The following is a 24426-nucleotide window of genomic DNA, read 5'->3' on the forward strand; positions in this document are numbered from 1 at the left end:
CAGCTGAGCTACACCGCCATATATCGGGAAGACAGGATTCGAACCTGCGACACCTTGGTCCCAAACCAAGTACTCTACCAAGCTGAGCTACTTCCCGAGTTAAATAGAAAAATGCACCCTAGAGGAGTCGAACCTCTAACCGCCTGATTCGTAGTCAGGTACTCTATCCAGTTGAGCTAAGGGTGCTCTATATTATGCCGAGGACCGGAATCGAACCGGTACGATCGTTACCAATCGCAGGATTTTAAGTCCTGTGCGTCTGCCAGTTCCGCCACCCCGGCCTCTCCAAGCGAACGACGGGATTCGAACCCGCGACCCCCACCTTGGCAAGGTGGTGTTCTACCACTGAACTACGTTCGCACTATTTTCTTCTATCTAAAAATGCCGGCTACATGACTTGAACACGCGACCCTCTGATTACAAATCAGATGCTCTACCAACTGAGCTAAGCCGGCTCATTTATTATATCTTAATGCGGGTTAAGGGACTTGAACCCCCACGCCGTTAAGCGCCAGATCCTAAATCTGGTGCGTCTGCCAATTCCGCCAAACCCGCATATATGACCCGTACTGGGCTCGAACCAGTGACCCATTGATTAAAAGTCAATTGCTCTACCAACTGAGCTAACGAGTCTAAAATAACTTACGTTATCCTAACGGTCCCGACGGGAATCGAACCCGCGATCTTCGCCGTGACAGGGCGACGTGATAACCGCTACACTACGGGACCTTTGGGAGTTAACGGGATCGAACCGCTGACCCTCTGCTTGTAAGGCAGATGCTCTCCCAGCTGAGCTAAACTCCCTAGAGCTAAGCGACTTCCATATCTCACAGGGGGCAACCCCCAACTACTTCCGGCGTTCTAGGGCTTAACTTCTGTGTTCGGCATGGGTACAGGTGTATCTCCTAGGCTATCGTCACTTAACTCTGAGTAATACCTACTCAAAATTGAATATCTATTCAAACCAAGAAAACCTCTCGCTTTCATATTCTCAGTTACTTTGGATAAGTCCTCGAGCTATTAGTATTAGTCCGCTACATGTGTCGCCACACTTCCACTTCTAACCTATCTACCTGATCATCTCTCAGGGCTCTTACTGATATATAATCATGGGAAATCTCATCTTGAGGTGGGTTTCACACTTAGATGCTTTCAGCGTTTATCCCTTCCCTACATAGCTACCCAGCGATGCCTTTGGCAAGACAACTGGTACACCAGCGGTAAGTCCACTCTGGTCCTCTCGTACTAGGAGCAGATCCTCTCAAATTTCCTACGCCCGCGACGGATAGGGACCGAACTGTCTCACGACGTTCTGAACCCAGCTCGCGTGCCGCTTTAATGGGCGAACAGCCCAACCCTTGGGACCGACTACAGCCCCAGGATGCGACGAGCCGACATCGAGGTGCCAAACCTCCCCGTCGATGTGAACTCTTGGGGGAGATAAGCCTGTTATCCCCAGGGTAGCTTTTATCCGTTGAGCGATGGCCCTTCCATACGGAACCACCGGATCACTAAGCCCGACTTTCGTCCCTGCTCGAGTTGTAGCTCTCGCAGTCAAGCTCCCTTATACCTTTACACTCTGCGAATGATTTCCAACCATTCTGAGGGAACCTTTGGGCGCCTCCGTTACCTTTTAGGAGGCGACCGCCCCAGTCAAACTGCCCGTCAGACACTGTCTCCGATAGGGATCACCTATCTGGGTTAGAGTGGCCATAACACAAGGGTAGTATCCCAACAACGTCTCCTTCGAAACTGGCGTCCCGATCTCGTAGACTCCTACCTATCCTGTACATGTGGTACAGACACTCAATATCAAACTGCAGTAAAGCTCCATGGGGTCTTTCCGTCCTGTCGCGGGTAACCTGCATCTTCACAGGTACTAAAATTTCACCGAGTCTCTCGTTGAGACAGTGCCCAAATCATTACGCCTTTCGTGCGGGTCGGAACTTACCCGGCAAGGAATTTCGCTACCTTAGGACCGTTATAGTTACGGCCGCCGTTTACTGGGGCTTCAATTCATACCTTCGCTTGCGCTAAGCACTCCTCTTAACCTTCCAGCACCGGGCAGGCGTCACCCCCTATACATCATCTTACGATTTAGCAGAGAGCTGTGTTTTTGATAAACAGTTGCTTGGGCCTATTCACTGCGGCTGACTTAAAGTCAGCACCCCTTCTCCCGAAGTTACGGGGTCATTTTGCCGAGTTCCTTAACGAGAGTTCTCTCGCTCACCTGAGGCTACTCGCCTCGACTACCTGTGTCGGTTTGCGGTACGGGTAGAGTATGTTTAAACGCTAGAAGCTTTTCTTGGCAGTGTGACGTCACTAACTTCGCTACTAAACTTCGCTCCCCATCACAGCTCAATGTTATAGAACTAAGCATTTAACTCAATTCACACCTCACTGCTTAGACAGACACTTCCAATCGTCTGCTTTAGTTAGCCTACTGCGTCCCTCCATCACTACATACTCTAGTACAGGAATATCAACCTGTTGTCCATCGGATACACCTTTCGGTCTCTCCTTAGGTCCCGACTAACCCAGGGCGGACGAGCCTTCCCCTGGAAACCTTAGTCTTACGGTGGACAGGATTCTCACCTGTCTTTCGCTACTCATACCGGCATTCTCACTTCTATGCGTTCCAGCACTCCTCACGGTACACCTTCATCACACATAGAACGCTCTCCTACCATACCTATAAAGGTATCCACAGCTTCGGTAAATTGTTTTAGCCCCGGTACATTTTCGGCGCAGGGTCACTCGACTAGTGAGCTATTACGCACTCTTTGAATGAATAGCTGCTTCTAAGCTAACATCCTAGTTGTCTGTGCAACCCCACATCCTTTTCCACTTAACAATTATTTTGGGACCTTAGCTGGTGGTCTGGGCTGTTTCCCTTTCGACTACGGATCTTAGCACTCGCAGTCTGACTGCCGACCATAATTCATTGGCATTCGGAGTTTATCTGAGATTGGTAATCCGGGATGGACCCCTCACCCAAACAGTGCTCTACCTCCAAGAATCTTTATGTCGACGCTAGCCCTAAAGCTATTTCGGAGAGAACCAGCTATCTCCAAGTTCGTTTGGAATTTCTCCGCTACCCACAAGTCATCCAAGCACTTTTCAACGTGCCCTGGTTCGGTCCTCCAGTGCGTCTTACCGCACCTTCAACCTGCTCATGGGTAGGTCACATGGTTTCGGGTCTACGTCATGATACTAATTCGCCCTATTCAGACTCGGTTTCCCTACGGCTCCGTCTCTTCAACTTAACCTCGCATCATAACGTAACTCGCCGGTTCATTCTACAAAAGGCACGCTCTCACCCATTAACGGGCTCGAACTTGTTGTAGGCACACGGTTTCAGGTTCTATTTCACTTCCCTCCCGGGGTGCTTTTCACCTTTCCCTCACGGTACTGGTTCACTATCGGTCACTAGGGAGTATTTAGGGTTGGGAGATGGTCCTCCCAGATTCCGACGGGATTTCACGTGTCCCGCCGTACTCAGGATACTGCTAGGTACAAAGACTATTTTAAATACGAGGCTGTTACTCTCTTTGGCTGATCTTCCCAAATCATTCTTCTATAATCTTTGAGTCCACATTGCAGTCCTACAACCCCGAAGAGTAAACTCTTCGGTTTGCCCTCCTGCCGTTTCGCTCGCCGCTACTAAGGCAATCGCTTTTGCTTTCTCTTCCTGCAGCTACTTAGATGTTTCAGTTCACTGCGTCTTCCTCCTCACATCCTTAACAGATGCGGGTAACAGGTAGTACCTGTTGGGTTCCCCCATTCGGAAATCCCTGGATCATCGCTTACTTACAGCTACCCAAGGCATATCGTCGTTTGTCACGTCCTTCTTCGGCTCCTAGTGCCAAGGCATCCACCGTGCGCCCTTATTAACTTAACCTTATTTTTCTGACCTTTCAGTCATAAACTCTTATTAATACTACAGCGTTTTCGGTTTATTTTCTTGTTACTATTTGATATAGATATTCAATTTTCAATGTGCATTACTTGGTGATCTCTCACCAATGGAGCCTAGCGGGATCGAACCGCTGACCTCCTGCGTGCAAAGCAGGCGCTCTCCCAGCTGAGCTAAGGCCCCACAAGACCTCTCAAGACTAAACAAGACCAATGCGCAGTTCCTTATCCTTAGAAAGGAGGTGATCCAGCCGCACCTTCCGATACGGCTACCTTGTTACGACTTCACCCCAATCATCTATCCCACCTTAGGCGGCTGGCTCCTTACGGTTACCTCACCGACTTCGGGTGTTACAAACTCTCGTGGTGTGACGGGCGGTGTGTACAAGGCCCGGGAACGTATTCACCGCGGCGTGCTGATCCGCGATTACTAGCGATTCCGACTTCATGTAGGCGAGTTGCAGCCTACAATCCGAACTGAGACTGGCTTTAAGAGATTAGCTTGCCGTCACCGGCTTGCGACTCGTTGTACCAGCCATTGTAGCACGTGTGTAGCCCAGGTCATAAGGGGCATGATGATTTGACGTCATCCCCACCTTCCTCCGGTTTATTACCGGCAGTCTCGCTAGAGTGCCCAACTGAATGATGGCAACTAACAATAGGGGTTGCGCTCGTTGCGGGACTTAACCCAACATCTCACGACACGAGCTGACGACAACCATGCACCACCTGTCACCTCTGTCCCGAAGGAAAACTCTATCTCTAGAGCGGTCAGAGGGATGTCAAGACCTGGTAAGGTTCTTCGCGTTGCTTCGAATTAAACCACATGCTCCACCGCTTGTGCGGGCCCCCGTCAATTCCTTTGAGTTTCAACCTTGCGGTCGTACTCCCCAGGCGGAGTGCTTAATGCGTTAGCTACGGCACTAAACCCCGGAAAGGGTCTAACACCTAGCACTCATCGTTTACGGCGTGGACTACCAGGGTATCTAATCCTGTTTGCTCCCCACGCTTTCGAGCCTCAGCGTCAGTTACAAGCCAGAGAGCCGCTTTCGCCACCGGTGTTCCTCCATATATCTACGCATTTCACCGCTACACATGGAATTCCACTCTCCCCTCTTGCACTCAAGTTAAACAGTTTCCAAAGCGTACTATGGTTAAGCCACAGCCTTTAACTTCAGACTTATCTAACCGCCTGCGCTCGCTTTACGCCCAATAAATCCGGACAACGCTCGGGACCTACGTATTACCGCGGCTGCTGGCACGTAGTTAGCCGTCCCTTTCTGGTAAGATACCGTCACAGTGTGAACTTTCCACTCTCACACTCGTTCTTCTCTTACAACAGAGCTTTACGATCCGAAAACCTTCTTCACTCACGCGGCGTTGCTCGGTCAGACTTCCGTCCATTGCCGAAGATTCCCTACTGCTGCCTCCCGTAGGAGTCTGGGCCGTGTCTCAGTCCCAGTGTGGCCGATCACCCTCTCAGGTCGGCTATGTATCGTCGCCTTGGTGAGCCGTTACCCCACCAACTAGCTAATACAACGCAGGTCCATCTGGTAGTGATGCATTTGCACCTTTTAAGTAAATGTCATGCAACATCTACTCTTATGCGGTATTAGCTATCGTTTCCAATAGTTATCCCCCGCTACCAGGCAGGTTACCTACGCGTTACTCACCCGTTCGCAACTCATCCAGAGAAGCAAGCTCCTCCTTCAGCGTTCTACTTGCATGTATTAGGCACGCCGCCAGCGTTCGTCCTGAGCCAGGATCAAACTCTCATTAAAAGTTTGAGTTCTCACTCATTTCTGTCACTGACAGATTTATTGTTTTTTCATTGTTCAGTACTACAACTTCAGTTGTAGTGCCCTGCACATTGGTTCGTCTTGTTCAGTTTTCAAAGGTCTTTGTCACTCGCTTCTCTCAAGCGACAACTATATTAGTATATCACAGCCGCTTTCGCTTGTCAACACTTTTTTGAAACTTTTTTAATCTTTTTTCATCAAGTGTTCCTTCCGCAACATACCATAGTCCGTACGGGATTCGAACCCGTGTTACCGCCGTGAAAAGGCGGTGTCTTAACCCCTTGACCAACGGACCAGAGTTGTTATTTTCAACTCTTACTATTATACCGACTTTTCAAACTTTGTCAACACCTTTTTTAAACTTTTTTACTTTTTTGCATGAATTCCTAATGAGTACGGATGTCAAACTCTTTAAACACAATACGTAAGTCTCTTAACACTCTTTGACGCCCTCGGAAGCGTTCATCTCTTAAGACGCGTTCTAGTTCTTCTTGTTTCTCTTTACTTTGTTTGTTTCTATAATCTCTTAGTGTTTCATGAAAGAGATAATAATCATCTAGCCACAGACCGCCCTCACTTATACGATGACTTATCTCACCCACTTCTTCATAAGGTTCTTTATTATATCTTCGTTTGTGGCTCTCTTGTTTACGGATATAGTCTAAAATTCGATTCCGGAATTTTGTTTTGAAGTATTTACGTAAACGAGGAATATCTTCTACAAGCCCTTCTTCTCTACTGATCAATTCATGTAGACATATCATGCCCTCTTGGTCCCAGTCCGATAACTCCCACAAATGAAGGTAATATTCATTTCTACACTTGTATACAATTCCTTGGACTTCTTCATACATTTTTTTAAGCATAATCTTCCCCTTTCTAGATACAGTCTAACAGATTCAAAAACACTTTTGGAACATTTCATCCATTCTGTTTCCTACACCGTCTAAACTGCACAAAAAAGAGAGGACAGGCCTCTCTCAGGGTTATAATTCTGCGATTTGGTTTAGGTTTACTTCTGCAACTGTGTCATTACCAAACATAGAGATAATCATCTTCACTTTATTGTTATCAATCTCCGTAATCTTACCGGTATAATCTGCAAAAGCTCCATCAATAATACGTACAGTTTGACCAACCTCAACATCGAAATCAAATTCTTGAACAGTTTGTCCCATAGATACCAAAATGTCACGGATTTCTTGTTCCAATAATGGAGTTGGTTTTGATCTATTTCCGTGAGATCCGACGAATCCTGTAACATTTGGTGTGTTTCGCACAACAAACCAAGCTTCATCTGTCATGACCATTTCTACAAGAACATAACCTGGAAAGCGATTTTCTTCTACTTCTTTTCTCTTTCCATTTTTTTCAACTTGCACTGTTTGTGTTGGAATTTCAACGCGTAGAATATTATCCAACATATTGTAGGTTTGTGCACGTTGTAATAGATTTTCTTTTACCTTATTTTCATAACCAGAATAAGTTTGTAAAACAAACCACCCTTTATCAAAACTATCCATGATATTTCCTTTCATAAATAGAAGATTTCTAGTGTAATTAACTCCACTAACCTTCTAAAAAATGTTAATAAATCGAATCAAACCTGAAACAATCAACTGGTCAAAAATGTAAATAATTACTACAAAGAAAGCTGTGTATTCCATGATAGAACGAAAATCTCTCCAGCTTTCCTTGCGAGTTGGCCATGTTGTGTCTTTAAGAAGTCTAAAAATATCTCCAATAAAACGCATCGCTCTCTCCTATCTCGTTTCTCTGTGTGTAGTGTACTTGCCACAATGCTTACAAAATTTATTTACTTCTAGTCGTGTAGGCTTGGGGTTTCCACTAATCTTGATTGAATAGTTTCTCGAACCACAAACCGCACAAGCTAGGCTTGCTTTTTTTAGTGCCATAACGCCTCCATCTTATCTATTATAACAAGAAAGCTAGGCTTTGACAAGCATCTTAGCGAAATAGATTGACTACCGAATCCCATATTGTTTGAGCCTTTTCCTTAATCTTCGCATCTGAGATAGCCCGGCTAGCCTCATCTACTAGACTTTGCGCACGTCCTCGAATATCAGACAAATTATCATCTGTCTGGCTATTATCATTGGTTTGTACTTGTCTTTTTGTATTGGCTGGTGCAATTCCATTTTGCTTATAAGCATTTTCAACTGTAAAGGTACTTCCTGGTGTATAAGGTAAAATGGTATTTGCAATATTTCTAAAGACATGGGCTGCACCATTTGATGTAGAACCTGCTAGATAGTGATTTTCATCAGTGGTCGGAAAACCAAGCCAATGACTAATCACTACATCTGGAGTATAACCGATCACCCACTGGTCACTTGTATACTCCGGATTGAAAACTGCTTCAGTTGTTCCAGTTTTCCCTGCCATGACATAGTCTGCAGGCGATGAACTAATACCGGTTCCATTAGTGAATGTACCCAACATCATACTAGTCATCTTGTCAGCTACAGACTTATCAATCACCCGTTTTTGTGAATTTTTATGGCTCGCAATGACCTGACCACTAGCATTTTCAATTCTACTAATAAAATGTGCTTCCGGCATTAAACCTTCATTGGCAAAAACAGCATATGCTTGAGCCATTTGAAGTGGGTTGGTTTCAACACCGCTTCCCAAGGCGACACCAAGAACACGGTCGACTTTTTCCATGTTGAGTCCGAATTTTTCTCCTGCCTCAAAAGCCTTATCAAGGCCCAAATCATTAACAGTGGCAACAGCAGGTAGATTAAGCGATTCTGCCAAGGCTTGATACATAGGAACTTCTCGACTCGTTTTGATTCCTGCATAGTTATCAACCTTATAGCTGTTATACTGCATGGTATGGTTATCCAAGAGCTTATTCAAAGCCCAACCTGCCTCAACTGCTGGCGTATAAACAACTAAAGGCTTAATTGTAGAACCAGGGCTACGTTTTGATTGAGTTGCATAGTTGAAATTCCGGAATCCAGTTTTATCATTGTCAGCAACTTGACCGACAACTCCACGAACTCCTCCTGTTTTCGGTTCAAGAGCTACACTTCCTGATTGTACAAATGTTCCATCCTCTGCTCTCGGAAATAGCGATGTATTTTCATAGACAACCTGCATATTTGCTTGGTAGTTTTGGTCCAGCTCTGTGTGAATGCGGTAGCCATTATTGACAATCTCTTCCTCTGTTAAATTATACTTGGAAACAGCTTCATTGACCACAGCATCAAAATAAGAGGGGTAACGGTAATCTGAAATTTTTCCTTCATACTTATCGTGCAATTGCGAAGTCATATCAACTTCTGCAGCTTCGGTTTCTTGGTTTTTATCAATATATCCTGCTGCAACCATATTTTGCAAGACAGTGTCGCGACGATTAGTTGAATCTTCTACGGAATTCAAAGGATTATACAGTTCCGGCCCCTTGAGCATCCCTGCCAGAGTCGCAGCTTGATCCAAACTCACTTCTGATGCAGAAACTCCAAAGTATTTCTTACTCGCATCTTCTACACCCCACACACCATTTCCAAAATAGGCATTGTTAAGGTACATGGTTAGAATTTGATCCTTACTATATTTTTTTGTTAATTCTAAGGCCAGGAAAAATTCTTTCGCTTTTCTCTCAACAGTCTGATCCTGTGATAGATAGGCGTTTTTAGCCAGCTGTTGGGTAATAGTAGAACCACCACCTGAACGACCAGCAGTGACAATAGCCAAGAAGAAACGACCATAGTTAATCCCGTCATTTTTATAGAAGGAACGGTCTTCTGTCGCAATAACGGCATTCTGCAAATTTTTACTGATATCAGTCAATTCAACGTAGGTTCCCTTTTGACCAGACAAGGCACCAGCCTCTTTTTCTTCACGGTCAAAAATGATAGTCCGAGTTTTCAAGGCGTTTTGCAAATCGTTAACATTGGTTGACTTAGCTACAGCAAACAAATAGGTTCCAACTAGCAAGCCTGCACTCAAACCTAGTATAAGGACAATCTTTGTTAGATGATAGCGACGCCAGAATTTTCGAATCGGACCCACTTGGGCTAATTTTTTTCGATCACTGCGAGAGCGACGTAAGCTAGTAGCCCCAGAAGCCTCTGATTCACTTGTTTCTTTTTTAAAAAGAGAAAGAAATTTCTCAAATAATTTATCTAATTTCATGCGTTTATTTTATCATCTTCGTCATAGGAAGACAAGAATTTAGCTATTTCCTATCAAAATAGGTCTTTTTTTGTTACAATATCTGTATGAAATTCACATTTACATTACCAGACTCTCTACCTCAAATGACGGTAAAGCAATTACTTGAGGAACAACTCCTCATACCTAGAAAAATCCGTCATTTTTTGAGAATCAAGAAACACATTTTGATTAATCAGCGAGAAGTTCATTGGAACGAGACGGTAAATCCTGGAGATGTTTGCCAATTGACTTTTGACGAGGAAGATTATCCCGAAAAAGAAATTCCTTGGGGCAACCCAAACCTCGTTCAAGAAGTTTATCAAGATCAACACTTGATTATTGTAAACAAACCAGAGGGGATGAAAACGCATGGTAATCAGCCAAACGAAATCGCCCTTCTTAACCATGTCAGTGCCTATGTTGGTCAAACCTGCTATGTCGTTCATCGTCTGGACATGGAAACCAGTGGTTTGGTTCTCTTTGCCAAAAATCCTTTTATCCTACCTATTCTCAATCGCTTACTGGAGAAAAAAGAGATTTCTAGGGAATATTGGGCACTAGTTGACGGAAATATCAGCAGCAAAGAGCTTGTTTTCAGGGATAAAATCGGACGTGATCGTCATGATCGCAGAAAGCGAATAGTTGATACAAAAAATGGGCAATATGCTGAAACACATGTAAGCAGATTAAAGCAATTCCCAAACAAAACTTCCTTGGTTCGTTGCAAGCTAAAGACAGGGCGAACCCATCAGATTCGTGTGCACCTTTCGCATCATAATCTTCCTATCCTGGGTGACCCTCTCTATAATAGTAAATCAAAAACAAGTCGGCTTATGCTCCACGCCTTTCGACTGTCCTTTACCCATCCGCTTACTCTAGAGAAATTAAGCTTCAATGCACTTTCAGATACTTTCGAAAGAGAATTAAAAAAGAATGGATGATTCCGTCATCCATTTTTCCATATAAGAAAAGCAAGACCACGAGGCCTTGCTTTTTATCGACTCAAGAATTATTTAGCGATTTTTGCGAAGTATTCAAGAGTACGAACAAGTTGTGCAGTGTATGACATTTCGTTGTCGTACCATGATACAACTTTAACCAATTGTTTACCGTCAACGTCAAGAACTTTAGTTTGAGTTGCGTCAAACAATGAACCGTAAGACATACCTACGATATCTGAAGATACGATTGGATCTTCTGTGTAACCGTATGATTCGTTTGAAGCTGCTTTCATAGCTGCGTTCACTTCATCAACAGTAACGTTCTTTTCAAGAACTGCTACCAATTCAGTAACTGATCCAGTTGGAGTTGGAACGCGTTGTGCAGATCCATCAAGTTTACCGTTCAATTCTGGGATTACAAGACCGATAGCTTTTGCAGCACCAGTTGAGTTAGGAACGATGTTTGCAGCACCAGCGCGAGCACGGCGAAGGTCACCACCACGGTGTGGTCCGTCAAGGATCATTTGGTCACCAGTGTAAGCGTGGATAGTAGTCATCAATCCTTCTACAACACCAAAGTTATCTTGAAGAGCTTTAGCCATAGGAGCCAAGCAGTTTGTAGTACATGAAGCACCTGAGATAACTGTTTCAGTACCGTCAAGAACGTCGTGGTTAGTGTTGAATACAACTGTTTTAACGTCGTTTCCACCAGGAGCAGTGATAACAACTTTTTTAGCTCCACCAGCGTGCAAGTGTTTTTCAGCAGCTGCTTTCTTAGCAAAGAAACCAGTAGCTTCCAGAACGATTTCTACACCGTCGTTAGCCCAGTCGATTTGTTCTGGATCACGTTCAGCAGAAACTTTGATGAATTTACCGTTAACTTCAAATCCACCTTCTCTAACTTCAACAGTACCGTCGAAACGACCTTGAGTTGTGTCGTATTTCAACAAGTGTGCAAGCATAACTGGATCTGTAAGGTCGTTGATACGAGTAACTTCAACACCTTCTACGTTTTGGATACGACGGAAAGCAAGACGACCGATACGTCCGAAACCGTTAATACCAACTTTAACTACCATTAGTGATTTCCTCCTTATGAAAATCATGAAATTTTTATTGTGAAAAGAGTAACTTGAATCACTACAAATCACCTTTCAACAAACCTATTATATAACTATTTAAGTTTAATTGCAAGTACGGGCATTGTTTTTTGTCTATACCCCACTTATTTTTCTTTCTCCTTTGAAAGCCTATACTGCTGTCTTTCTTTGTCTACCTAGTCATTTACCGATTTCCTTTTAAAATGAAAAGTGAAAATAGAAAAGCTAAAAATTATTTTCAATCTTCCAACTTTACAAAAAAGAGACAGGAAATTCCTGCCTCTAGGCTGATAACAATTATTTACGGCGTCCTGGTCTTTCTTTGTAGCCATAGTAAGAATCTTCGATGATTTCTTGCATGTGGTCAACCATTGGAAGACGTGGGTTAGCTGGTGAACATTGATCTTCGTAAGCAAGGAAGGCCAATTCACGAGAATGTTCTTTCCATTCTTTTTCATCGATTCCTTGTGCTTTGAAGTTCATTTGGATACCTACGCGCTCACCAAGTTCGTAGACAGCTTTTGCGTAAGATTCCACACCTTCTTCTGGAGTAGAAGCTGGAAGGCCAAGCATACGTGCGATATCTTGGTATTTTTCATCTGCACGGTAGTAGTTGTACTTAGGCCATGTTGCTGTCTTAGCTGGACGTGTACCGTTGTAGCGGATGACGTATGGAAGCAAGATAGCATTTGTACGACCGTGGATTGTGTGGAATTGCGCACCAATCTTATGAGCCATTGAGTGAGAAATACCTAGGAAGGCATTGGCAAAGGCCATACCAGCGATTGTTGAAGCGTTATGCATTTTCTCACGTGAGTGGAAGTCTGCGTTCTTAACTGAGCTTTCAAGGTTTTCGAATACAAGCTTGATGGCTTGAAGTGCAAGACCGTCAGTGTAGTCGCTAGCCATTTGTGATACGTAAGCTTCAGTCGCGTGGGTCAATACGTCCATACCAGTGTCCGCAGCAACAAATCCAGGAACTGTCAATACCAAAGCAGGGTCTACGATTGCCACAGTTGGTGTCAATGAGTAGTCAGCGATTGGGTATTTACGGTTATTCGCTTTATCAGAGATAACGGCAAATGGTGTTACTTCAGATCCTGTACCAGATGTTGTTGGGATTGCGATAAATTTAGTCTTCTTACCAAGCAATGGGAATTTGAAGGCACGTTTACGGATATCCATGAATTTTTGGACAAGGTCACGGAAGTCCACTTCTGGTTGTTCATAGAAGAGCCACATTACTTTAGCGGCATCCATTGGAGATCCACCACCGAGAGCGATAATTGTATCTGGTTTGAAGGCACGCATAATCTCAGTACCACGGTTTACTGTTGTGATATCTGGATCTGGTTCCACATCAGCAAAGATTTGGTAAACAACCTTATTGCGACGAAGGTCAAGTTGTTCGATGATACGATCAAGGAAACCAAGCTCTACCATGGCATGGTCAGTAACGATCATGACACGTTCAACGTCACGACATTTTTGAAGGTATTGAATTGAATCACGTTCAAAGTATGTTTTTGAAGGAAGTTTCATCCATTGCATGTTATTTCTCCGTCTTCCGACTTTTTTGATATTCAAGAGGTTAATGGCACTAACGTTATCCCCAACTGAGTTGCGTCCGTAAGAACCACATCCAAGTGTCAATGATGGCAAGAAGGCATTGTAAACGTCCCCGATACCACCGAAAGTAGAAGGTGAGTTACAGATAACACGAATAGCTTTAACAGCTTTACCAAATTCTTTAGTCAATTCTTCGTCAGCTGTGTGGATAGCTGCTGAGTGTCCAAGACCGTTAAATTCAACCATTTGACGAGCCTTAGTAATACCATCTTCACGGCTTTCAGATTTCAAAACTGCGATAACTGGTGACAATTTTTCACGAGTCAATGGCTCATTTTCACCAACTTCTTTACATTCAGCAGCAAGAATGTTTGTTCCTTCTGGAACTGTAAATCCTGCTTGTTCTGCAATCCAAGTTGCTGGTTTACCAACGATGTCAGCGTTCAATTTTGCACCCGCACAGTTTTTGCTGTTTGCTTTCACGCCGAAGCAGAACTCTTCAAGAAGTGCTTTTTCTTTTTTGTTTACAAAGTAAGTGTGGTAAGATTTGAACTCTGCTACAAATTCATCGTAAATTTCTTTATCAATGATAACTGCTTGTTCAGATGCACAGACCATACCGTTATCAAATGATTTAGACATAACGATATCGTGTGCTGCTTGACGGATATTTGCTGATTTTTCAACATAAGCTGGAACGTTACCAGCACCTACCCCAAGAGCTGGTTTACCACATGAGTATGCGGCTTTAACCATAGCATTACCACCTGTTGCGAGAATTGTTGCAATACCTTCGTGGTTCATAAGGGCACTAGTTGCTTCCATAGATGGTTCAGTGATCCACTGTACACAGTTTTCAGGAGCACCAGCTGCGATAGCTGCATCGCGAACGATACGAGCTGCATGAGCAGATGATTCTTGTGCTGATGGATGGAAGGCAAAGACGATTGGGTTACGTGTCTTCAATGAAATCAATGATTTGAAGATTGCTGTTGATGTTGGGTTTGTTGTTGGAGTGATACCACAAACAACACCAACTGGTTCAGCAATAAGAGTCAATCCTGTTACATCGTCTTCTTCGATAACACCAACTGTCTTAGTGTGGCGCATGTTGTTTACTACGTGTTCACAAGCAAACAAGTTCTTAGTTGCTTTATCTTCAAATACACCACGTCCTGTTTCTTCAAAGGCATGTAAAGCCAATTCTCCGTGGGCATCCAAAGCTGCCACTGACGCTTTAGCTACGATGTAGTCAACTTGCTCTTGATCCAACTTACGCATTTCTTCAAGAGCAACTAAAGCTTTTTGCACCAAGCCATCAACATGCTTTTCAGCAGCGAGTTTCTTTTCCTCTGGTGTCACAGTTTTTTTATCAGCCATATTTTCCTCCATAGCTTTCAAGGATTAAATCCTTTGTTAATTTTTTCACAAGTTTATTATAACGCATTATTTCAACTTTGTAAACAGTTTCATAAACATTTCACAAAGAATTTTTAGCACCTTGTGAAATGTTTGCTAGTTTCTTTTCTTAGCAAGCTTTTTCTTTAGAGTTTGTGAAATTTATTTCAAATATTTTTTTATTTCACAAACTTGCTTGGAAGAGGAGCTTGGAAAGAAAGGGATTTACAGGTAAGCGCTTACTTATTTGGTTTTAACAATACCTCCTTTGATAAGGAGGCTTTATTTTTGTTGAAAAACGCCTTGTTTAAAAGTCCCTTCATAAACGACTTCTTGTTCTGTTGTTAGTTTCCCTTTTCCTTCAGCTTGACCATTTACAAAATCCCCTTCGTAGATCCAGCCTTCTTTAGATTGAAAGGTACCTTTTCCGTTGAAGGCTCCATTGTTGAAGCCACCTGTATATTGGTCTCCATTTTGGAAGGTAATGGTACCTTGCCCATTCATTTTACCACGTACAAGACTACCGTCGTAAACAATCGTTCCATTATCAAGCTTTAGAACACCTTTCCCGGGAATATTTAGAAAAAAGACGAGTACAGCACAAAAAACAATGGTAACTACTGCTAAAATCTCTAAACGTGGACGAGTCAGATAAACACGATACTTGTCGTAAAAATTCTTAAGATTTCCCATCTTCACTCTCCTTTTCTAAACGTTCTAGCCAAACTTGACAGCCCTCTTGAACACGTCGATAGGTTTCCTCAAAATCTCCTGTATACCAAGGATCTGGAACACTTTCAGATGCAAATGAGTAAATCTTATCTTGACAGTTTACTGGGCACATCTGACGTAAGTCAGAAACATTTGAAGCATCCATGCCGATAATATAATCAAAGGCTTCAAAATCTTCCTTACTAATCTGAAGCGATGTCTTGCTCTTGTCATAAGGAATCTCATACTGTTGAAAAACCCCCTGAGTTCCCTTATGAATCGGATTGCCATGTTCCCAAGAGGAAGTCGCTCGACTTTGGATTTCGTAGTTATCTGTCATCGATTTCATAACAAACTCGGCCATAGGGCTGCGACAAATATTTCCCAGACAGACAAAGACTAATTTTTTCATCCCATTTCCTTTCTTTTATAGAAAAACGGGAGTTCGTAATCCCGTCTTATTTTTCAATTGCGCCTTCTAATGAAGCTGTTTCTTTCAGCGGTAATACTGTCTTGATAGCAGCTAGTTCAAAGGTCAAGTAAACTCCATCTACGTCAAGAACAATTGTTCCCTTCTCCGTATCTACTTCATCGACTGTTCCGTAAAGTCCACCGATTGTAATCACTTCATATCCTTTTTGTAGTTTATTCAAACTTTCCATACGTTTTTGTGCTTGTTTCTTTTGAGAGCGTTGCGTAAAGAACATCAAGCCCACCATAAGGGCTAGCATGATTAAAAATGTATAATTTGGATTCATTGTCTTCTCCTTTGTCTTTTACATAGGACTACTATATCAAATTTCAGCTACTTTTACAAGATTGTACCTTACTTTTCTAGTAAGAAAAAACCAGAGCTTGCGCCCTGATTTTTAGAATTATTTCAAGTTTTGAACGACTTTTACAAGATTTTCTACAGTAAAGCCATATTCTGCCAATACTTTTGGTGCTGGAGCAGAGGCTCCGAAGGTATCAATACCAAGAACAGCACCATCGAGACCAACATATTTGTACCAGTTTTGAGTTGCACCCATTTCAACTGCAACACGACGGCGGACTGCATTTGGAAGAATTTCTTCCTTGTATGCTGCATCTTGTGCGTCAAAGACATCTGTAGATGGCATGCTGACTACGCGGACTTTTTCACCTTGACTAGCCAATTCTTTGGCAGCTGAGACAGCAAGATTGACCTCTGAACCTGTCGCAATCAAGATTGTATCAAAGTCTGCTGCATTTTCATAGACAACATAGGCACCTTTAGCAACCTTGTCGAAGTCTGTTCCCTCTTCAACAGTCAAGTTTTGACGTGTCAAGACAAGGGCAGTTGGTGTTTTTTCGCTTGTCACTGCAAGGTACCAAGCTGCTTGCGTTTCACGCGCATCTGCTGGACGAAAAACATTCAGATTTGGCATGGCACGAAGACCTGCTAAATGCTCAACTGGTTCGTGCGTTGGACCGTCTTCCCCAACCGCGATTGAATCGTGGGTAAAGACATAAGTCACAGGAAGTCCTTGCAAGGCTGACAAGCGGACAGCTGCCTTCACATAGTCAGAGAAGACGAAGAAAGTTCCACCGTATACACGAAGTCCACCATGAAGGGCCATCCCGTTCAAGATCGTTCCCATTGCAAATTCACGAACACCAAACTGAATGTTACGGTTCAAGCGATGAACATCGTCTTGAAGTCCATCTGTTTTAATGTAAGTCATGTTTGAGTGAGCTAGGTCAGCTGATCCACCCAAGAAAGTTGGCAATTTAGCAGCTACAACGTTTAAAGCATCTTGGCTCGAGTTACGAGTTGCTTGAGAGAAGCCATTTTCTAAGGCTGGGAAGTCTGCTGGAGTCACTTCAACTGGATCACGTCCGTCGATGATGGCTTCTACTTCTGCAGCCAATTCTGGGTGAGCTTCTTTATAATCAGCAACTAATTTAGTCCAAGTTTGATAAGCTGATGCGCCACGGTCTGCAACATGTTCTTTGAAATCAGCATATACTTGTTCTGGGATTTCAAATGGTTCGTAGTCCCAACCAAGAGCTTGACGAGTTGCTGCAGTTTCATCTGCTCCAAGAGGAGCACCGTGTACAGCATTAGTCCCTTGTTTGTTTGGAGAACCGTATCCAATAACAGTCTTCACTTCAATCAAAGATGGTTTGCCTGAAGCTTTTGCTGTTTCGATAGCTGCATGGATTGCTTCCAAGTCTGTTCCATCTTCAACCAAGGCAGTATGCCAACCGTAGGCATTGTAACGGTCACGAACACTTTCTGTAAAGGAATCTTTTGTCTCACCATCCAAGTTGATGTCATTTGAATCATAAAGAACAACCAACTTGTCTAGTTTTTGCAAGCCTGCGTATGAAGCCGCCTCACTTGAAACACCTTCCATCAAATCTCCGTCTCCACAAATAACGTAAGTGTAGTGGTCAAAGATATTGTAGCCTTCGCGGTTATATTTAGCTGCCAAGAAACGTTCTGCCTGGGCAAAACCAGTAGCAGTTGAAATCCCTTGACCTAAAGGACCTGTCGTAGCATCAATCCCTGCTGTATGGCCAAATTCTGGGTGACCTGGTGTTTTTGAACCCCATTGACGGAAGCTCTTGATCTCATCCATGCTGACATCTTCAAAACCAGAAAGGTGAAGAAGGGCATAAAGAAGCATTGAACCATGACCTGCTGAAAGAATAAAACGGTCGCGGTTAATCCAGTTTGGTTGAGCTGGATTGATACGAAGTTGTTTTGTAAAGAGGCTGTAAGCCATCGGAGCTGCTCCCATAACCACACCTGGGTGACCTGAGTTGGCTTTGTTGATAGCGTCAATACCTAGGAAACGAATTGCATTAACAGATAGATTTGACATAGAATTTCCTTTCTATTTGAGGTGATTATTGAATCACACATTCTATTTTACTATTATATGAAAAAATACATAGAATAGCAATTAAACAATTCGACACTAGATAAGTCATCTATTTTCTACCCTCTAGTCGCTTGATAGTAGGGAAGTAAACGTTCATAAGCTTCATCTAATTTTTCTAAAATCACTTCTAGTGATTGATTTTCAATAAAAGAAACATCTGCCTTAACTAGCACTTTTCGGATTTCTTGGCTGCCTATCTTCTCGACTAAAGTACGACGATTTTCTTCGTTCGCATCCCACCGTTGACTTTGGCCATCAGAGTAGGCTAGATAATAAATCCCTTCTACCACTGGAACTTCTAATACCTTGGCTTGTTGCTCCAAGGTTTGCTCATCCTTCTTACGTTCGATAAAACTAACTTCAAGTGAAACTCCAAAATTAGAAGAGCTTCCATACAAACGAAGAGCCATCATAGGTTCTGTCACTTGTCCGTCTCTCTGTAGATAAACCCAAAAATGTGGTCGTAAACGTTGCGCCTGATTCATCCACTGGCTAGTCTGTTGGAGTTGCCATTCTGGATGACTTACTTGAAAGGCATTGGCCAGTTCTGTAAAAGCCTTTCTGGCCTCTTGACCTTTGTGGCGCAATTCCAGCATCTTCTCTCGCTCATCTCCAGACTTATCCGGATTACGATACTGCAAACCAGCAAAGTCTAAATAATCTCTTATCTTATTCAACATACGCTTAACCTCTTCTAACTAGCAAAAAATCAGGTCAACCCTGATTTTACTTATTCTGTATCTACAACGACATAGCGATTGGGCTCGTCACCTTCAGAGTAACTGGTCACGCCATCCATACGTGAAATAATACGGTGGATAATCTTGCGTTCGCTATTTGACATTGGATCCGTTTGATGACTGCGACCTTCTTCTAAAACACGAGTCGCCAATTTTTGCGCATAGGTCTGCAAGACTTCTGCACGGTGTTCAACATAATCATTGACATTGATAGTAATGTAGAAGGTTCTTGAATAGCGGTTGTAAAGATAATTTTGAGCCAACAGTTGCAAGGCTTTCAAGACTTTACCGTGGTAGCCGATAATACGACCTGGTTCGTTAGTATCAATTTGCAAATTGATACTACGACGGTTATAATCATTTGAAAGTGTGGCTTCAACATCCATATCATCCACAATCGCTTGAACATAGGCAGTCACATCCGTAGCCACCTGGGCAATATCAAAGCTCGGTTCAACTTTCAAGCCCATCTCTGTCAAGTCTTGATTTTCAGTTTGGTCTTGCTCAGTTTCAAGGTCATCAGCGCCTGCTTCTTCCCTCATCGCTTCCTCGATTTGAAGTTCATTTAAAATCTCAATGTGACCAGTTTCTTCTAAGATAGTGCTGGCATGTCTTTCATGTTTTAAGATTTCAGCCTTGACTTCATCAGAAATACCTTGACCTTCCTCTTCAATCTTTTTAATCGCCTCTACAACATGACCCAAATCAACCGTTGCTTCACTGACTGTTTTAACAGGCTCATTCAAATCATTGATTTGTTTTGGAACTCCCTTTACAGCTTGTTGGTTTGCTTTTACAACTGTCGTTTCACTAATAGCATCGATATCCACTTGGGCTGGTTTTTTACCAAATAAGCCAAGAAACCCTTTTTTCTCACGAGAAATGACTTTGATATGAGCCTTCATTCTTGGAATATCTAATTCTTTCAATCCTTTCTGGATTGCTTCTTCAACAGTTGAACCTGTAAATACTACCATTACCAGATTCCTCCTTATTATTTCGTTTTCTGAGCCTTTTTCTTGGCTTTTCTTTTTCTATTTTCCAAATCTTTCTGTGCCTGTACTAGAGCCTTGCGCTCTGCGATAATCTTGAATGGATTGTTCAAGAAATAGGTTTGCAAGACTTGATAAGCATTAGACACTGTCCAGTATAGGGCGACTCCACCTGGCGCATAAACTGCAAAGATAAAAATCAAGACCGGGATCCCATACATCATCGCAGTCGTAGCACCATTACGCTCAGACAAGGCTTTATTAGACAGCCAAGTACTTAAAAAGGTAAATACAGCTGCTAAAATCGGAAGAACAAGGGTTGTATCCACACCACCAAGGTTAATCCATAAGAAATGACCTGTCTTTAAAAAGTCAACTCTTGATAGAGCTTGGAACAAGGCCAAGATAACCGGCATCTGAATCAAAATCGGCCAAAGAGAATCTGACTGTCTGACACCCATTTCTTTAAAGACTTTACGCATTTCTTGCTCTAGCTTGGTTCTGCTTTCCATATCACGACCTGGATATTGTTCTCGAAGCGCCTTAATGCGTGGTTGAGCTTCCTGCATTTTTCTAGAAGCCACCATTTGCACCTGAAAGACTGGCAAGAGGACTGTACGAATCAAGACCGTAAAGAGAATAATCCCCACTCCGATACTGATATCAAACGATAAGAAGCGAATAACTTCCGCAAAGAAGTAAACAAATTTACTCCAAAAATCAGCCGAATTGGCTGTAATATCGCTAGTCGTCCCATTAGTTGCACAGGCTGTCATGATCAATAGAGACAGCCCTAGCAAACTAGTCAACTGTAGTTTCTTTTTCACTCCCATTTCCTTCCTGGTAAATCTTTGATAATTTTAATACGTGGAGTAGATTTTTCTCCATCTCTGCGTATCCCAAGGTTTCGACCCCTTTTCGAGCAATGACAACAAAATCGACATCTTCTGCCAGACTCCCTTTTGCATTCTGGATAATATGCCGAATCCGTCGCTTGATTTGATTTCTAGTGACGGCATTCCCCAGCTTTTTGCTAACTGATAGACCTACTCGAAAATGGTTTTTCTGATTTTCTAATTGGTAGACAACAAATTTGCGATTAGCAAAACTTGTCCCTTCCTTGAAAATCGCCTTAAAATCTTTCTCTCTTTTTACACGAAAGTTTTTCTTCAAAACTCAACTCCATCTATTAAATTACTACTATTATACCATATTTTTCAAAAAAGCCAATCATAGCAAGGTTTTGCACAATTTCATCAGAAAAAGGAGCCGGAAAATCTCTTTCCCAACTCCTTGTACGGAATATTTTTACTAGTTTTACTTATTTTTTCAAGCGTTCAACATCACGGGCAATGACTAATTCTTCATCTGTTGGAATAACCAATACACGGATCTTCGCTGCCTCTGTTGAGATATCTCCTGTCACACCGAAGACGTTCTTTTCTGGATCAACATCACAGCCAAACCAAGAGATACCTGAGATAACATCTTCACGTACGTTTGCAGCATTTTCACCGATACCTGCAGTAAAGATAATAGCATCTGCTCCATTTAAGACTGCAAGGTATTGACCGATATGTTTTTGAATACGGTCAACATACATTTCATAAGCCAAAGTGGCATCGTGGTCCCCTTCTTCCATAGCAGCAATCACATCACGCATATCACTAGATTTACCTGAAACACCCATAAGCCCTGATTCACGATTAAGGACGCGACTAATGTCTTCAGGCGTGTTAAAGTCCTCTGTATATTGCATTAAATAAGGAATGATAGCTGGGTCAATATCTCCTGTACGAGTACCCATCATCACACCACCAAGTGGAGTGAAGCCCATTGAAGTATCGACAGATTGACCACCTTTAACGGCTGTAATAGAAGCACCATTACCGATGTGGCAAGTAATCAATTTCAAGTCTTCTAATGGACGTCCCAAGAGTTTTGCAGCTTCTCCTGCTACAAACTGATGGCTTGTACCGTGGGCACCATATTTACGAACCTTGTTTTCTGTGTAATATTTTGTTGGTAGAGGATAGCGATAAGCTTTCTCTGGCATACTTGTGTGGAATGAAGTATCAAAAACAACTACACTGGTAATGTCTGGCAACAATTCCTTGAAGGCACGAACACCTGCTGCATTGGCTGGATTGTGGAGAGGAGCCAACAAGCTCAACTCTTCAACTTTTTCTAAAACATCTCCCTCAACGACTGTTGATTCTTTGAAATATTCTCCACCAGCCACAACACGGTGTCCAACACCAGTAATCTCATCATAAGCCTTGATAATATCGAAACGAATCAAGTCATCCAATAAGATTTTAACAGCTTGTGTGTGATTTTCAATATCCAAAATTTGTTGTTCAGAACGACCATCAAATTTTACAGTTGAAATTGAATCTTTCAAACCGATACGTTCAATCAAACCTTTCGCCAATACTTTTTCTTCTGGCATTAAGTATAATTGCCATTTCAAACTTGAACTTCCTGCATTGATTGCAATTGTTTTTGTCATAACATGATACCCCTTTTTAAGCGTTTTCATCTATTATAACAAAATCTATTTTATATTTCAGTACCTTGAGTCCATTTTTGAAAATTTTCTTTAAATTTCATTAAAACACTTGCATCTTGCAAGCTAGCAAGTGGATAAATAAAAGGCTCTACTGCTATTTCATTTTTCTTCTGTAGGATAAAAATAGTCTTAGATTGTTTAGCATTAGCAAAGAGATTTTCAGGCAGACTGATCATGGCAACCAGACTTGCCTCCTCTTTCAACCAGCCTTTCAACAAATCACTTTGAGGACTGGTCAACAAATCACCCGGAGCTAGAAAAATAGCGTAGCCATCTGATTTGAGATACTTAAGTCCTTGTTCCATGAGCAAGTGATGGGCGTAGGTATGTTCTTGACTAGAAGCAACTTGATGACGCGACGCAACGGCATCATCAGGATAATAGCCGACAGGCAAGTCGCTGATGACCACATCGCTTTCTTTGAGCATTTGTGGACGAACGGCATCTCCTTGAACAAAACCAGCCTGCAAACCAATCACATCTGACATGCTAGCTGCCAGATCAATCAGCAAATCATCCACTTCCATTCCCAAGTAATCCACTTTTTTAGCAAGCGAGGTCAAGAAAGTAGCGCCTAGAATTCCCATGCCAGAACCCATTTCGAGGATCGTAATCTCCTCCTCTTTAAACAACTCTTCCACAATAAACACCAAAAGTAAGGCAATAGCATCTGGTGTAAACTGGTGATTGGCCTGCAAGGGTTCTGTTTGCCCAGCTTTCATCAAGAGAAACTGGTAGGTCTTGAGCCATTCTTCTTTGCGAAGCGCTAAACGCTTAAGGGCTTGATTGTTCTCTTTGACCTGTTTTAGCTTCGTCTCACCATCCAGATAGATGCTGTTTTGCTCCACCAAGGCATCATAAAAATTGGTCGCCAAATCACTTTGGATGACTTGGACATTCTCTAGTAAATACGTATAAGCTTGTTCAATTTTTTCAAAATCCATATTCCTATCTTATCAAATTTCCCTTCTTTTTTCCATCCTTATAGAAAAATCACTCCCTGACTAGGCGAGTGATTTTTGGGCTACTGTTAAAAAGAGTTCTGAGTAATTTCCTTGAAACAGGTCTTCAGCGCTATAGAGGATCTGACTATGCACAGATGAAAAACCATGCTCAATTAGCTTGTTTTCCAGTTCAACCAATTCAAATCCATGATGGTTAGCTTCTGTCTTGGTAAAATCAGCAATGAGGAGTTGTCCATCTTCCTTCAAATGTTGATGAAACAGTGAGAGAGCCCCATTCAAATCAGGCATATGATGAAGAACACGACAAACAACAATGAGATCAAACTCTTGCTTCAAGGGATTTTCCAGTAAATCTTGCTCCAAAAACTGGATATTCTTGACTTCTTGCTGCTCCGCTTTCAAACGAGCTTGCTCCAGCATTTTCTCAGAAATATCTACAAGAGTAACGAACTTGGCTTGAATGGCTAGGGGCAAAGCTAACAGACCCGTCCCTCCACCGAAATCCAAAATTTCTTTGTCTGATAGAGGATCAATCTGTTTCTCGACTGCTTGACAAACCAAGTTTGCAAGGAAGATATTTTTAGGGGAATCAAAAGTTTCTGCTTTATGGTTAAAATCATGTTTCAT

Annotated in this window: 19 protein-coding genes, 11 tRNA genes and 3 rRNA genes; 1 reads left to right on the plus strand and 32 read right to left on the minus strand. The window is 42.6% G+C overall.

Annotated features, from left to right (window positions below; all coding sequences use genetic code 11):
• Positions 1-23: 23 nt before the first annotated feature.
• The 19 genes from HMPREF9957_RS08030 to pbp2a form a co-directional block, all read right to left on the minus strand.
• Positions 24-97 (minus strand) — tRNA-Pro (locus tag HMPREF9957_RS08030).
• Positions 98-112: 15 nt separating this feature from the next.
• Positions 113-186, minus strand: a tRNA-Arg gene (locus HMPREF9957_RS08035).
• Between the two features lie 9 nt (positions 187-195).
• A tRNA-Leu gene (locus HMPREF9957_RS08040) sits at positions 196-281 on the minus strand.
• Between the two features lie 7 nt (positions 282-288).
• Positions 289-360 (minus strand) — tRNA-Gly (locus HMPREF9957_RS08045).
• A 22-nt stretch (positions 361-382) separates the two neighbouring features.
• Positions 383-455 (minus strand) — tRNA-Thr (locus tag HMPREF9957_RS08050).
• An 18-nt stretch (positions 456-473) separates the two neighbouring features.
• A tRNA-Leu gene (locus HMPREF9957_RS08055) sits at positions 474-555 on the minus strand.
• Positions 556-560: 5 nt separating this feature from the next.
• Positions 561-633, minus strand: a tRNA-Lys gene (locus HMPREF9957_RS08060).
• A 23-nt stretch (positions 634-656) separates the two neighbouring features.
• Positions 657-729: transfer RNA gene (locus HMPREF9957_RS08065), tRNA-Asp, on the minus strand.
• Between the two features lie 2 nt (positions 730-731).
• Positions 732-804 (minus strand) — tRNA-Val (locus HMPREF9957_RS08070).
• A 4-nt stretch (positions 805-808) separates the two neighbouring features.
• Positions 809-924, minus strand: a 5S ribosomal RNA gene (rrf, locus tag HMPREF9957_RS08075).
• Between the two features lie 76 nt (positions 925-1000).
• Positions 1001-3901: ribosomal RNA gene (locus HMPREF9957_RS08080) — 23S ribosomal RNA — on the minus strand.
• 125 nt (positions 3902-4026) lie between these two features.
• Positions 4027-4099, minus strand: a tRNA-Ala gene (locus HMPREF9957_RS08085).
• Between the two features lie 51 nt (positions 4100-4150).
• Positions 4151-5696: ribosomal RNA gene (locus HMPREF9957_RS08090) — 16S ribosomal RNA — on the minus strand.
• Together the 16S, 23S and 5S rRNA genes with 11 tRNA genes alongside form the textbook arrangement of a ribosomal RNA operon.
• Positions 5697-5937: 241 nt before the next feature.
• A tRNA-Glu gene (locus HMPREF9957_RS08095) sits at positions 5938-6009 on the minus strand.
• Positions 6010-6100: 91 nt separating this feature from the next.
• Positions 6101-6580 (minus strand): hypothetical protein, encoded by a 480-nt coding sequence (locus HMPREF9957_RS08100; protein ID WP_000914534.1) that lies wholly within the window; start codon positions 6578-6580, stop codon positions 6101-6103.
• Positions 6581-6700: 120 nt separating this feature from the next.
• On the minus strand, positions 6701-7237 hold the full coding sequence (gene nusG / locus HMPREF9957_RS08105; RefSeq protein ID WP_000376739.1) for a transcription termination/antitermination protein NusG: 537 nt from the start codon (positions 7235-7237) through the stop codon (positions 6701-6703).
• A 54-nt stretch (positions 7238-7291) separates the two neighbouring features.
• Positions 7292-7468, minus strand: a complete 177-nt coding sequence (gene secE, locus HMPREF9957_RS08110) for a preprotein translocase subunit SecE (RefSeq protein ID WP_001210991.1) — start codon at positions 7466-7468, stop codon at positions 7292-7294.
• Between the two features lie 9 nt (positions 7469-7477).
• A complete protein-coding gene (rpmG, locus tag HMPREF9957_RS08115) occupies positions 7478-7630 on the minus strand; it encodes a 50S ribosomal protein L33 (RefSeq protein WP_001809375.1) in 153 nt (50 codons plus the stop codon).
• A 52-nt stretch (positions 7631-7682) separates the two neighbouring features.
• Positions 7683-9878 (minus strand): penicillin-binding protein PBP2A, encoded by a 2196-nt coding sequence (gene pbp2a, locus HMPREF9957_RS08120; protein WP_000762644.1) that lies wholly within the window; start codon positions 9876-9878, stop codon positions 7683-7685.
• 86 nt (positions 9879-9964) lie between these two features.
• On the opposite strand from pbp2a, the gene HMPREF9957_RS08125 reads away from it, so the two are divergent.
• Positions 9965-10840: an RluA family pseudouridine synthase gene (locus HMPREF9957_RS08125; RefSeq protein ID WP_004242456.1), complete on the plus strand. Its 876-nt coding sequence runs from the start codon at positions 9965-9967 to the stop codon at positions 10838-10840.
• 68 nt (positions 10841-10908) lie between these two features.
• On the opposite strand, the gene gap is transcribed toward HMPREF9957_RS08125, so the two are convergent.
• From gap to HMPREF9957_RS08190, 13 genes are all read right to left on the minus strand, one after another.
• Positions 10909-11919, minus strand: coding sequence for a type I glyceraldehyde-3-phosphate dehydrogenase (gap, locus tag HMPREF9957_RS08130; protein ID WP_000260687.1), 1011 nt, complete (start codon positions 11917-11919; stop codon positions 10909-10911).
• Between the two features lie 318 nt (positions 11920-12237).
• The gene (adhE, locus tag HMPREF9957_RS08135) at positions 12238-14889 is read right to left on the minus strand and encodes a bifunctional acetaldehyde-CoA/alcohol dehydrogenase (protein WP_000763955.1); all 2652 of its coding nucleotides are present in this window, start codon (positions 14887-14889) and stop codon (positions 12238-12240) included.
• A gap of 300 nt (positions 14890-15189) precedes the next feature.
• Complete coding sequence (locus tag HMPREF9957_RS08140; RefSeq protein ID WP_000527383.1) at positions 15190-15600, minus strand: MORN repeat-containing protein; 411 nt, start codon at positions 15598-15600, stop codon at positions 15190-15192.
• Positions 15587-16030 (minus strand): low molecular weight protein-tyrosine-phosphatase, encoded by a 444-nt coding sequence (locus HMPREF9957_RS08145; RefSeq protein WP_000737454.1) that lies wholly within the window; start codon positions 16028-16030, stop codon positions 15587-15589. Before HMPREF9957_RS08145 ends, HMPREF9957_RS08140 begins: the two co-directional genes overlap by 14 nt.
• Positions 16031-16076: 46 nt before the next feature.
• Positions 16077-16376: a preprotein translocase subunit YajC gene (gene yajC / locus HMPREF9957_RS08150; protein WP_001069287.1), complete on the minus strand. Its 300-nt coding sequence runs from the start codon at positions 16374-16376 to the stop codon at positions 16077-16079.
• 117 nt (positions 16377-16493) lie between these two features.
• Entirely contained in the window at positions 16494-18470 is a 1977-nt protein-coding gene (gene tkt / locus HMPREF9957_RS08155; protein ID WP_000067888.1) for a transketolase, read from the minus strand.
• 116 nt (positions 18471-18586) lie between these two features.
• Positions 18587-19210, minus strand: coding sequence for a hypothetical protein (locus HMPREF9957_RS08160; RefSeq protein WP_000932651.1), 624 nt, complete (start codon positions 19208-19210; stop codon positions 18587-18589).
• 50 nt (positions 19211-19260) lie between these two features.
• Positions 19261-20247 carry an RNA-binding cell elongation regulator Jag/EloR gene (gene jag, locus HMPREF9957_RS08165; RefSeq protein ID WP_000260004.1) on the minus strand — a complete coding sequence of 329 codons (987 nt, stop codon included), beginning with the start codon at positions 20245-20247 and terminating at the stop codon, positions 19261-19263.
• A gap of 17 nt (positions 20248-20264) precedes the next feature.
• Positions 20265-21089, minus strand: coding sequence for a membrane protein insertase YidC (locus HMPREF9957_RS08170; RefSeq protein ID WP_004242452.1), 825 nt, complete (start codon positions 21087-21089; stop codon positions 20265-20267).
• Positions 21064-21435 (minus strand): ribonuclease P protein component, encoded by a 372-nt coding sequence (rnpA, locus tag HMPREF9957_RS08175; RefSeq protein ID WP_000739242.1) that lies wholly within the window; start codon positions 21433-21435, stop codon positions 21064-21066. The genes HMPREF9957_RS08170 and rnpA overlap by 26 nt, the downstream gene beginning before the upstream one ends.
• 148 nt (positions 21436-21583) lie before the next feature.
• Positions 21584-22774 carry an acetate kinase gene (locus tag HMPREF9957_RS08180; protein ID WP_000167763.1) on the minus strand — a complete coding sequence of 397 codons (1191 nt, stop codon included), beginning with the start codon at positions 22772-22774 and terminating at the stop codon, positions 21584-21586.
• Positions 22775-22824: 50 nt separating this feature from the next.
• On the minus strand, positions 22825-23778 hold the full coding sequence (locus tag HMPREF9957_RS08185) for a class I SAM-dependent methyltransferase (RefSeq protein WP_000345141.1): 954 nt from the start codon (positions 23776-23778) through the stop codon (positions 22825-22827).
• A gap of 60 nt (positions 23779-23838) precedes the next feature.
• On the minus strand, positions 23839-24426 hold the full coding sequence (locus HMPREF9957_RS08190) for a class I SAM-dependent methyltransferase (RefSeq protein WP_000679784.1): 588 nt from the start codon (positions 24424-24426) through the stop codon (positions 23839-23841).

Origin of the sequence: Streptococcus mitis SK1080 (assembly GCF_000220085.1) — a bacterium.
In the GTDB taxonomy this organism is placed as follows: domain Bacteria; phylum Bacillota; class Bacilli; order Lactobacillales; family Streptococcaceae; genus Streptococcus; species Streptococcus mitis_K.

Bases quoted from the DNA above. Each gene is read 5' to 3' on its own strand.
- HMPREF9957_RS08100 (WP_000914534.1), bottom strand. From the start codon at position 6,580: ATGCTTAAAAAAATGTATGAAGAAGTCCAAGGAATTGTATACAAGTGT.
- adhE (WP_000763955.1), bottom strand. From the start codon at position 14,889: ATGGCTGATAAAAAAACTGTGACACCAGAGGAAAAGAAACTCGCTGCT.
- gap (WP_000260687.1), bottom strand. From the start codon at position 11,919: ATGGTAGTTAAAGTTGGTATTAACGGTTTCGGACGTATCGGTCGTCTT.
- secE (WP_001210991.1), bottom strand. From the start codon at position 7,468: ATGCGTTTTATTGGAGATATTTTTAGACTTCTTAAAGACACAACATGG.
- pbp2a (WP_000762644.1), bottom strand. From the start codon at position 9,878: ATGAAATTAGATAAATTATTTGAGAAATTTCTTTCTCTTTTTAAAAAA.
- yajC (WP_001069287.1), bottom strand. From the start codon at position 16,376: ATGAATCCAAATTATACATTTTTAATCATGCTAGCCCTTATGGTGGGC.
- HMPREF9957_RS08140 (WP_000527383.1), bottom strand. From the start codon at position 15,600: ATGGGAAATCTTAAGAATTTTTACGACAAGTATCGTGTTTATCTGACT.
- HMPREF9957_RS08125 (WP_004242456.1), top strand. From the start codon at position 9,965: ATGAAATTCACATTTACATTACCAGACTCTCTACCTCAAATGACGGTA.
- tkt (WP_000067888.1), bottom strand. From the start codon at position 18,470: ATGTCAAATCTATCTGTTAATGCAATTCGTTTCCTAGGTATTGACGCT.
- jag (WP_000260004.1), bottom strand. From the start codon at position 20,247: ATGGTAGTATTTACAGGTTCAACTGTTGAAGAAGCAATCCAGAAAGGA.
- nusG (WP_000376739.1), bottom strand. From the start codon at position 7,237: ATGGATAGTTTTGATAAAGGGTGGTTTGTTTTACAAACTTATTCTGGT.
- HMPREF9957_RS08145 (WP_000737454.1), bottom strand. From the start codon at position 16,030: ATGAAAAAATTAGTCTTTGTCTGTCTGGGAAATATTTGTCGCAGCCCT.
- HMPREF9957_RS08180 (WP_000167763.1), bottom strand. From the start codon at position 22,774: ATGACAAAAACAATTGCAATCAATGCAGGAAGTTCAAGTTTGAAATGG.
- HMPREF9957_RS08185 (WP_000345141.1), bottom strand. From the start codon at position 23,778: ATGGATTTTGAAAAAATTGAACAAGCTTATACGTATTTACTAGAGAAT.
- HMPREF9957_RS08190 (WP_000679784.1), bottom strand. From the start codon at position 24,426: ATGAAACATGATTTTAACCATAAAGCAGAAACTTTTGATTCCCCTAAA.
- rpmG (WP_001809375.1), bottom strand. From the start codon at position 7,630: ATGGCACTAAAAAAAGCAAGCCTAGCTTGTGCGGTTTGTGGTTCGAGA.
- HMPREF9957_RS08160 (WP_000932651.1), bottom strand. From the start codon at position 19,210: ATGTTGAATAAGATAAGAGATTATTTAGACTTTGCTGGTTTGCAGTAT.